Below are 9,105 nucleotides of genomic sequence, written 5' to 3'. Positions count from 1 at the left end.
TGCGGCCGCATGTCGAGCCGGAGCGCAGCGTGCGCTCCACCGCCCTGCAGCGGCCCGGACGCGTCCGCCGCGTCGCGGTGCTCGGCGCGATCAGCCTGCCCGAAGGCGGATTGCTGCTGCAGGCTTTGGCGTCGGACGCGCGCAAGCGAGACCTGCCTTTGCGCTTCTCGATCGTGGGCTTCTCCGACCCGACCCTGACGGGCGGCCTGGAGCGGGCCGGCGTCACGGAGACAGGGCGGTACTCCACCGACGACCCGACCCTCGACCGGGTCGCCCGGGCAGCCCTCCAGATCGCCGAGACCGGCCGTCATTGGGAGGATGACGAAATCCTCGATCTCGTGACCCAGGTCTCTGCCGATCTGGTGCTGATGCCGTCGATCTGGCCGGAGACCTACGCGTACGCGCTGTCGCTGGCGCTGCGCACGGGCCTGCCGGTGGCGGCCTTCGACCTCGGCGAACCGGCGGAGCGGCTGCGTGCCGACCCGGACGGCCATCTCCTGCCCTATGCCCTCGCCACCGACCCGGCCGCCTGCAACGACCGCCTGCTCGCCCTCGACATTCCGGCCGGCGGCCGAGTCGCCACGCCGATCCGGGCCGCCACCTCTGACAGCCTGATGCGCGGCTACTACGCTCTCACCCCCTGACGCCGACCGGCGCGGGACGCGCCCGTCAACGCACTTTGGCCCCTTTTCTCGTCGAAGCAGGCCCGGCAACGCGAGGTCAAATCGATGCCCGCCCTCCCGACGGCTCCCGGGCAAAAGAGCCCGATCGAGTCCTATCTGCATGTCCTGCACGCCCTGATGCTGCGGGACATGCGCACCCGATTCGGTGCCTCGCTCTGGGGTTACGGCGTGGTCGTGCTCTGGCCCTGCGTCCACGTCTTCATGCTGATCGCCATCTACACGTTCCAGAAGCTGGCGGCGCCGCTCGGCGACAACCGGGCCCTGTTCTTCGCGACCGGGGCGGTTCCGGTTCTGGTTTTCCAGTACATCTCCCGCGAGGTCATGAAGGCGGTGATCATGAACCGACCGCTGACCTACTATCCACAGGTCAAGCTGTTCGACGTGATCCTGGCTCGGATCCTCGTGGAGATCGTGACCGGCTTCCTCGCGCTGCTGGTCGTCTGCTCCATCCTGATCGCCATCGGGACCAATCCCGTCCCCGCAGAACCGTTCACGGCCATGTGCGGCTATCTCGCCGCCATCATCCTGGGGGTCGGGATCGGTACGATCAACGTGGCGGTCATCGGCTTCTTCCCCGGCTGGATGATCGGCTACGCCCTGTTCAGCATCATCCTGTACGTGTCCAGCGGCGTCATGTTCCTTCCGAGCTACATGCCCGACAAGGTATATTACTGGATGAAGTACAATCCCGCCATGCAGTTGGCGGAATGGGTTCGATCGGCGTACTATCCCTATGCCGGCATTCAAGTAGATTACCTCTATGTCGTCATGTTCGGATTGACCTGCGCCAGCATCGGCCTGCTGCTCGTCAAGCATGTCGTCAGCAAGATGCAGGGGTGAGCCGGGACGGGATCACGCCTGTCCCGAGAGCCGCGCCTGACGCGGTCGGCACGATTCTCGGGCCGGTCTGGCACAACCGGAGGCACGCGGGAGCCGCGGCATCCGACCGGCCAGACCGGATGCCGATCCGGATCCGGGGCCGCAGACGGACCTTCGGGCCTCGAAAACTCAACCCGCTCCGGGGCAGGGCTGCCGCACGATGACGAATGCCGTTCATGCGATCGATACGACGTACATCCGCCGGATCCAGCAGCAGCAGATCGAATTGACCCTTCTCAGGGCCGAGCGCGACGCCGCCCTGCAGGAACGCGATCTGGCCCGGGCGCGGTCCGAGGCGACATCGACTCTCCTCGAGGCGCTCCTGGGAGGCCTGCGGCCCTACGGATTCAGCCGCAAGCGCTTCCTGTCCGCGATCCGCAGGGCGGCGCGGACCGTGCCGGATCACGGCCCCGCGGCACTCCAGCACGGCATCCTGTTCGAAGGATCGAACCGGATCCTGGCGGGCCCGCGCAGGCCGGTCCAGGCGGCGGCACACCGCTGACACCGCTGACACCCCACGCGCCTGCGCGCGTTCCCCGTTCGGAGACTGGAGCCGAGGACCATGGATGTCGAACTCCTGACGGTGTTCAATGCCCTGATCAACCTGAGGGACAATCTGGACGCGCGCCCGCACATCCTCGGCTCCGAACTCGACTTCCTGTCCTTCGCCACCCGGATGGCGCCGTACTCCAACGCGCAGCTGCTGCAGGACCTGTGGGTGCTGTATGAGCTTCAGGAGAAGCGGAACGGCTATTTCGTGGAGTTCGGCGCCTGCGACGGCGTCAGCCTCAGCAACACGCTCCTGCTGGAGAAGACCTACGCTTGGCAGGGCGCCCTCGCTGAGCCCGCCCGGGCGTGGCACGCGGCGCTGCAGCGCAATCGCAACTGCTACATCTCCGACAAGTGCGTCTACAAGACCGACGGGATCGAGGTGCTGTTCAACGAGGTCGACATCGGCGAACTCTCCGGCATGGAGGACTTCGCAGACGGCGACTTCCACGCCCAGTTCCGGCAGGAGCGCCGGCAATACCCGGTGGCCACGATCTCGCTGGACCGGTTCCTCGCGGAGGCGCGGGCGCCGCGGCGCATCGATTACATGAGCATCGATGTGGAAGGCGGCGAGTTCGACGTGCTTCAGAGCTTCGATTTCACGCGTCACGACATCGCGCTGATCAGCGTCGAGCACAATTTCTCGGGCAGCCGGGAGAAGATCGACGCGCTGCTGACCGGTCAAGGCTACCGGCGGCGCTTTCGTCAGCTCTCCCTGTTCGACGATTGGTACGCGCGCCCGGATCTCGTGGCCGCACGGTCCTGACGGAGGGCGGGGCCATGTCGGCACAGACCGCGATCGCGATCCTCGATTCCATGTTCGACCTGTTCAAGGAGATGGGCAGCGGCATCGCCCTCGACCTGAACTGGCTCGCCATCGCCCGGCGCCTTCAGCAGGTTCGGGCGCAGGCCGTCTGGTCGGCCGATCTGGACTTCGTCGCCACCAAGCTGAAGGCGCACGCCGCCCATTATGCGGCGACCTACCGCCCGCCGCTCGGCTCGGAGGCGATCAGCAAGGCGAACGCCGACAGGCTCGATGACGTCGTCCGCCACTACTCGATCCTGCGCGCGCATCTCGAACAGCAGTTACCGGCCTCTTGAGGCGCTGGCGGCGGGTCCGCCTGCACAGAGGCGTTCCGAGCGCGGGCCGCACCAGGCAGCGCCGCCCGCGTCTCGGGGCGGACCAGTCTCGCCCGGCCCGAGCCAATCCGCCGGTCCCAAGCGTTGAGAATGCGAACGGTTTGGGGCATCGATCGCGAGCGCGTGCGTCGAACCGGAGACGATGGGGATCTCGTGAGCAGTCTGAAATTCGGGACGAGCGGCTTGCGCGGTCTCGTGACCGACCTCGTCGGCGGGCCGAGCTACGCCTATGCCAGCGCATTCTTCCGGTCCGTCTCGGCGGATGACACCCACCGAGCGGTGGTGATCGGGCGGGACCTGCGCGACAGCAGCCCCGCGATCGCCGCCACGGTGGCGGAGGCGGCCGCGGCCGCCGGCTTCACCGCGATCGATTGCGGCGCCCTGCCGACCCCGGCCCTGGCCCTCGAAGCGATGCGGCGCGGCGCCTATGCGGTCATGGTCACGGGCAGCCACATCCCCGAGGATCGCAACGGCCTGAAATTCTACCGCCCCGACGGCGAGATCACCAAAGCCGACGAGGTGGCCATCCTGGCCGCCCTGACGGACATCCCGGCCAGCGGCGAGAGACCGGCGGCGGCGTCCGCGACGCCCGAGCCCGACGCCATCACGCGCTACCAGCAGCGCTACGCCGCCGCCTTCGCGCCGGACATCCTGAAGGGCCTGCGCATCGCGGTCTATCAGCAGAGCTCGGTGGCCCGCGACCTGCTGTCCGACCTGCTCGCCGCCTTCGGCGCGCAGGTGACGCCGATCGGTCGGTCGCAGGTCTTCGTGCCGATCGACACCGAAGCCCATCGTCCCGAGGACATCGCCTTCATCCGCGATGTCATGGCACCGGGGTCTTTCGACGCCCTTGTGACCACGGACGGCGACGCCGACCGGCCGCTGGTGGCCGACGGCAACGGCCGGATCCTGCGGGGCGACGTGCTCGGGCTCATCACCGCCCGTTACCTGGGCGCCGACACGGTGGTGGTGCCGGTCACGGCCGGCTCGGCCCTCGAGCAGGCCGGCGGCTTCCGGACGGTTGTGCGCACGAAAGTCGGCTCGCCCTTCGTCATCGCCGGCATGGAGCAGGCGAAAGCCGCCGGAGCGCGGACCGTTGCGGGCTTCGAGGCGAATGGCGGCTTCCTGCTCGGATCGGACGTCACGCGCGACGGCAAGACGCTGCCCGCTCTGCCGACCCGCGACGCAATGCTGCCCATTCTCGCCACCCTGGCGGCAGCGCGCGCGGCCGGCCTGCCCCTGGCCGACTTGGTGTCCGCGCTCGATGCGGGCGACATGGCCAGCGACCGCCTTCCGAACACGCCGTCCGAGACAAGCGGCGCCTTCCTCGCGCGGCTCCGGGATGCGGATTTCCGGGCCGCCTTCCTCCGGCCGATCGGGTCACCGGATTCGATCGACGAGCAGGATGGAATCCGGATCGGGCTCGATGGCGGACGCACGATCCATTTCCGGGCGTCGGGGAACGCACCGGAGTTGCGGTGTTATGCGGAGGCCAAGTCGGCGCAGGATGCGCAGGACCTCGTCCGGTGGGGGCTCGCTGCCGCCGCCGCGGCCCTGGCGAAGGCCTGATCGCCAGGAGGCTCCGGCACGCTGGGCTTCGCGGCGCGCGGAACGCCGGGACCCTTCGAGGCGCGCTGACGGCAAGCGCCGGCCCGGCGCGGCGGGCCCGTCAGCGGTCGGCATACTCCGCCGCGACGAGCCTGCGCAGGCCCGCTTCGAGATCGATGCGCGGTTGCCAGCCGGTCCGGCCGAGGAACCGCGTCGAGTCGAGCATCTTGTAGGCCGCGCCCTGGAACGAGCCGGGCGGGCTCACCAGGGGCACGGACCAGTCGAGGGCCGCCAGGGCCGCCCCTGCCACCGCCTCGACGGTGATGGGGGTGTTGGCGCCGCAGTTGAGGATCTCGTTCTCGAACGCGCGGTCGGCCGCCAGGATCGCGTCGATCTGGTCGTCGACGTAGAGCACCTCGCGGACGGTCTGCGGGTTGCCCCAGACCTCGAAGGCCTGCGCGCCCGCTGCCTTCTCCCGCACGGCGCGGTCGAGGAGGGCGCCGACGAAGTGGCTGCGGTCGGAGGCCGTGTTGTCGTGCGGACCGTACAGGGTCGCCAGCACGCAGTGCAGGAAGCTCAATCCGTACTGGTGCGCGTAGGCCGCCGAGCCCGTCGCCAGGACCTGCTTGGCGAGCCCGTAGCCGATCACGGAGGGATGGGTCGGTCCCTGTCCGAAGCGCGCCTCGGGGAGGGGCTCGGCCGATTCCGGATAGGTGCAGGACGAGCCCGTGGAGACGAGCTTGGCCTGCGGCTGGTACAGGCGCCACGCCTCAAGGACGTTCAGGTGGATCCGGGCGTTGATCGCCAGGAGCTCGCCCTGGATGTCGTACTGAATCGCGCCGGTCCGCTGGCGGGTCACCACGTGGAAGATGCGGCCGGCCGGCGGCGCCGCGCGCAGCGCCCGCTCGACATTGGCCCAGTCGGACAGGTCGCCCGCCGCGCGGCCGATCTCGACGACCTCGCGGCCCTCGGCCCGGAGCCGCGGCACGAGGTTGCGCCCGAGGAAGCCGTCCGCCCCGATGACGATGTCGCGCTCAGGCCCCGGCATGGCGGTACTCCTGGCGATACTCCTGGCGATACCACGCGATCGTCGGCCGCAGCCCGTCCGCGAGCCCCGTGAAGGTCGAGATCCCGAAGCGCTCGCGCAGCCGCTGGTTGGTCGAACGGCGGGCGAGCACGCCGTGAGTCGCCGTGTCGGGAGCGTGGACGGGCCGGTCCTCCCCGGCCACCTCAAGGATGGTTCGGGCGAGGTCGAGCAGGGTCGTGGTCTCGCCGCGGCAGAGGTTGAGCGCGTCGCTCGTCTCCCGGATCGCGAGCGACCGGGCGAACACGTCGACGACGTCGCCGACGTAGATGAAGTCGCGCTCGACCAGCGGGTTGCCCTTGATCGTGAAGCGCTCGCCCGGGGCCAGCGCGCGCATCACGAAGGCCGGCAGGACATGCGCCTTGCGCGGATCCGTCGAGTCGTGGGGGCCGTAGGGGTTGCTCAGGCGGAAGCTGATCGTGTGGATCCCGTAGCGCTCGGCGTGCAGGTCGGCGACCACCTCGGACCAGCGCTTCGACCACGCGTAGAAGGCCTCGTTCGGATTGGGCAGCGCGTTGAGGTCGACCGGTTGCGCGTCGTCGAGGGGATCGCAGGCCGCCGGGTAGACCGCGACGCTCGAGGCCGCGCGCACCTCGCGGATGCCCTTCGTCAGGCAGAACCGGTAGAGGCGGTTGGCGATCTCCGCATTGCCGGTGAGCAGGTCGCTCTGCGCCGTCTCGAACTTGTCGGCGTCGTAGCGCTGCGCGGCGACGTTGAAGACGATCGCGTCGGCGGGGACCGAGAGCGCCTCGAGGGCGTCGAAGCGCGCGGCCTCGGTCGCCCCCGGCACCGCACGGCCGGAGGGGCTGACCGCGATCAGCCGCGGCACGCGGCCGGCGAGATGCGCGACGAGGTTGCGGCCGACGAACCCGGTCGCACCGACGACGAGGACGGCCTCGGGCAGGGGGGCTGGGGGGAGGGCGGCCACGCTCAGGCTGCCGGCAGGTCGGCGGCGGTGATCACCTTGAGGTCCGGCACCGGAACGATGAAGGCGCCGCCGTTCTCGAGGTAGCGGCGCTCGCGCGCCAGGAACTCGTCGATGAAGTTCCAGGCGAGCACCAGATAGGCGTCGGGCGCGGGCACGCTGCCCTCCTCGACGATCGGGATGCGGGCGCCGGGGATCAGGCGGCCGAACTTCAGCGGGTTCTTCTCGGCCGCATATTGAACCAGCCGCGGGCCGATGCCGAAGGCGTTGAGCAGCGTCGCGCCCTTGGCCGGGGCGCCGTAGGCGTGGACCGTCTTCCCCTCGGCGTTCATGCGCTCCAGCAGATCGAGCAGCGCCGCCTGCAGGCGCCGGACGTTCTCGGCGAAGCCGACATAGGTCTCGAATGTGCCGTAGCCGCGGGCCTCCTCGTCGGCGCGCATGCGCTTGACCGCGTCGCTGACCGGGTGGGCGCCGGGGAAGCCGACATGCGCCTCAAGGGAGCCGCCGTGGACCGGGACGACGCTGACGTCGAAGACCTCCAGGCCGTGGCGCGCGAACAGCTGCTCCAGGGAGCGGAGCGTGTAGTAGCACAGGTGCTCGTGGTAGATCTGATCGAAGGCGGTGTTCTCGATCATGCCGCCCAGGTAGATCGCCTGCACGACGAAGACGCCGTCCGGCTTGAGCAGCGTGACGATGCCTTTCACGACACTGTGCAGTTCCTCCAGGTGGAAGAAGACGCCGGCGGCGGTGATCAGGCTCGCCGGCCCGTCCTGCGCGCGGACGATCTCGGCGGTCTCTTCGTTGAAGAAGCGGTTCAGTGTCGGCACGCCCGCGGCGCGAGCCAGTTCCACGACGTTGGCGGCGGGCTCGACGCCGCAGCGGCGCAGGCCGAAGGGCTCGTACTGCCGCAGCCACGTGCCGTCGTTGCTGCCGATATCGACGACGAGGTCCTGCGGCCCGAGGCCGTACCGCTCCACGAGCCGGGCCGCCGTCTGGCGGAAATGCTCCACCAGCGTCTTCGTCGTGCCCGAGACGTAGGGGTAGTCGCTGAACATGCTCTCCTTCGGGATCGTGTGATCGATCTGGACGAGCGTGCAGTCGTGGCAGAAGCCGGCGCGCAGGGGGAAATGCGGCTCGCGCCGGTCGGCGAGGTCCGGCGGGATCAGGCGGTTGCAGTGCGGCTGGTCGGTCAGGTCGAGGAACAGCTCGACATCGCGTCCATCGCAGACGCGGCATGCCATGGCGAGTTTCGTTCCCGTCATCGTACGACCTATGACATCCGCGGCGCGAGACTCTACGTGCCCGAGACGCTTACCGGCTGAGCTGGAGGGGCGCAACGATCGCTCCGGCCCGGATCGACGACAGGGCAGGACCACTGGATTCGACCCGATCCATACCGCCCGCACCCTCGCGCCGTTCAGCGCATCTCTGCCAAAAACACTACCAATATCTTCGATGGGGAAACAATCATGCCCGAAACCGCATGGACGATACGCAAGTCGAACTACATCATGAAGGATCGATGGCTCGGACTCCGTGCCGACGACTGCGTGACACCGTCGGGCCACGTCCTCGATCCCTATTACGTGCTCGAGACCGCGGACATCGCCCTCGTGCTGGGCATCGACGCGGCCGATCACGTCATCCTCGTACGCCAATACCGTCACGCCTATGGGAGCCCGAGCCTGGAGCTTCCGGGCGGGGCCATCGACCCCGGCGACACGGATATCCTCGCGGCCGCCGAGCGCGAGATGCGCGAGGAAACCGGCTACACCTTTGCCGATGCCGAACGCGTGGTCACCCTCAACGCGGATCCGGCCCGCTACGCCAACCGCATGCATCTCGTCCGCGCGCGCGTGATCGCGGCCGGGCCGGCGCGTCCGGATCCCGGCGAAGACATCGCGGTGATGCGCGTGCCGCGGGCCGAGGCTCTGCGGCTCGCCCAGTCGGGCTCCATCGTCGGAGCCGTGCATGCCGCCATGATCCTGATCGGTCTGTCCGGCCGCGGATGAGGGGCGTCACCGGATTGTGGATCGAGCGATCGAACCGCTGACAAGGCCCGCGCGTTCCGCCAATACGATTAATCGCAGGTTAAAGAGCGGATTGAAGCGTGCCCGAGTACGACATCAAGATCGTCGCTCCGCGAGATCGGAAGGCCGCGGACGCCGAGCGCGAGACGCCGCCCAAGCGCCGGCTCGACTGGGACCGCGCCATGCGTGAGGCGGCCGAGGCGGAGCTCTCGATCCAGTCCCACGACTGAACCCGCCGCGCGGCGACGCGCGCCCTGGTCCCCCACA

Annotated in this window: 10 protein-coding genes and 1 pseudogene; 8 read left to right on the top strand and 3 right to left on the bottom strand. The window is 69.1% G+C overall.

The genetic code is table 11. From position 1 onward, the window contains the following. The 6 genes and pseudogenes from GGQ91_RS24125 to GGQ91_RS24100 all read left to right on the top strand — a co-directional run. Nucleotides 1-644 (top strand): annotated as a pseudogene (locus GGQ91_RS24125) (glycosyltransferase); the annotation flags it as partial. 84 nt (nucleotides 645-728) lie between these two features. After that, complete coding sequence (locus GGQ91_RS24120) at nucleotides 729-1,523, top strand: ABC transporter permease (protein WP_043349821.1); 795 nt, start codon at nucleotides 729-731, stop codon at nucleotides 1,521-1,523. A gap of 199 nt (nucleotides 1,524-1,722) precedes the next feature. Continuing rightward, nucleotides 1,723-2,064: a hypothetical protein gene (locus GGQ91_RS24115; RefSeq protein ID WP_043349819.1), complete on the top strand. Its 342-nt coding sequence runs from the start codon at nucleotides 1,723-1,725 to the stop codon at nucleotides 2,062-2,064. Between the two features lie 60 nt (nucleotides 2,065-2,124). Further along, entirely contained in the window at nucleotides 2,125-2,877 is a 753-nt protein-coding gene (locus GGQ91_RS24110) for an FkbM family methyltransferase (RefSeq protein ID WP_043349817.1), read from the top strand. 14 nt (nucleotides 2,878-2,891) lie between these two features. After that, complete coding sequence (locus GGQ91_RS24105) at nucleotides 2,892-3,212, top strand: hypothetical protein (RefSeq protein WP_043349814.1); 321 nt, start codon at nucleotides 2,892-2,894, stop codon at nucleotides 3,210-3,212. Between the two features lie 192 nt (nucleotides 3,213-3,404). Further along, on the top strand, nucleotides 3,405-4,820 hold the full coding sequence (locus GGQ91_RS24100; RefSeq protein ID WP_182593013.1) for a phosphohexomutase domain-containing protein: 1,416 nt from the start codon (nucleotides 3,405-3,407) through the stop codon (nucleotides 4,818-4,820). Between the two features lie 100 nt (nucleotides 4,821-4,920). Here the strand turns inward: GGQ91_RS24100 and GGQ91_RS24095 are convergent, their stop codons facing one another. Genes GGQ91_RS24095 through GGQ91_RS24085 form a run of 3 tightly spaced genes read right to left on the bottom strand, consistent with a single transcriptional unit; the run spans nucleotide 4,921 to nucleotide 8,070 of the window. Further along, nucleotides 4,921-5,847 (bottom strand): NAD-dependent epimerase/dehydratase family protein, encoded by a 927-nt coding sequence (locus GGQ91_RS24095; RefSeq protein WP_182593012.1) that lies wholly within the window; start codon nucleotides 5,845-5,847, stop codon nucleotides 4,921-4,923. After that, a complete protein-coding gene (locus GGQ91_RS24090; RefSeq protein ID WP_182593011.1) occupies nucleotides 5,834-6,811 on the bottom strand; it encodes an NAD-dependent epimerase/dehydratase family protein in 978 nt (325 codons plus the stop codon). Before GGQ91_RS24090 ends, GGQ91_RS24095 begins: the two co-directional genes overlap by 14 nt. Before the next feature lie 2 nt (nucleotides 6,812-6,813). After that, nucleotides 6,814-8,070, bottom strand: coding sequence for a class I SAM-dependent methyltransferase (locus GGQ91_RS24085; protein ID WP_236952883.1), 1,257 nt, complete (start codon nucleotides 8,068-8,070; stop codon nucleotides 6,814-6,816). A 207-nt stretch (nucleotides 8,071-8,277) separates the two neighbouring features. Here GGQ91_RS24085 and GGQ91_RS24080 point away from each other — a divergent pair, with 207 nt between their 5' ends. Then, nucleotides 8,278-8,820, top strand: coding sequence for an NUDIX hydrolase (locus GGQ91_RS24080; RefSeq protein WP_246410887.1), 543 nt, complete (start codon nucleotides 8,278-8,280; stop codon nucleotides 8,818-8,820). Nucleotides 8,821-8,918: 98 nt separating this feature from the next. Continuing rightward, nucleotides 8,919-9,068, top strand: a complete 150-nt coding sequence (locus tag GGQ91_RS24075; RefSeq protein WP_164706398.1) for a hypothetical protein — start codon at nucleotides 8,919-8,921, stop codon at nucleotides 9,066-9,068. Nucleotides 9,069-9,105: the final 37 nt, after the last annotated feature.

This window comes from Methylobacterium fujisawaense (genome assembly GCF_014138435.1).
GTDB classification, from domain to species: domain Bacteria; phylum Pseudomonadota; class Alphaproteobacteria; order Rhizobiales; family Beijerinckiaceae; genus Methylobacterium; species Methylobacterium fujisawaense.
This window is presented reverse-complemented; position numbering and strand designations above follow the sequence as displayed.

What these genes read in the sequence shown, in the direction of transcription:
- GGQ91_RS24120 (WP_043349821.1), top strand. Translation starts at nt 729, where the DNA reads ATGCCCGCCCTCCCGACGGCTCCCGGGCAAAAGAGCCCGATCGAGTCC.
- GGQ91_RS24115 (WP_043349819.1), top strand. Translation starts at nt 1,723, where the DNA reads ATGACGAATGCCGTTCATGCGATCGATACGACGTACATCCGCCGGATC.
- GGQ91_RS24110 (WP_043349817.1), top strand. Translation starts at nt 2,125, where the DNA reads ATGGATGTCGAACTCCTGACGGTGTTCAATGCCCTGATCAACCTGAGG.
- GGQ91_RS24105 (WP_043349814.1), top strand. Translation starts at nt 2,892, where the DNA reads ATGTCGGCACAGACCGCGATCGCGATCCTCGATTCCATGTTCGACCTG.
- GGQ91_RS24095 (WP_182593012.1), bottom strand. Translation starts at nt 5,847, where the DNA reads ATGCCGGGGCCTGAGCGCGACATCGTCATCGGGGCGGACGGCTTCCTC.
- GGQ91_RS24085 (WP_236952883.1), bottom strand. Translation starts at nt 8,070, where the DNA reads ATGACGGGAACGAAACTCGCCATGGCATGCCGCGTCTGCGATGGACGC.
- GGQ91_RS24080 (WP_246410887.1), top strand. Translation starts at nt 8,278, where the DNA reads ATGCCCGAAACCGCATGGACGATACGCAAGTCGAACTACATCATGAAG.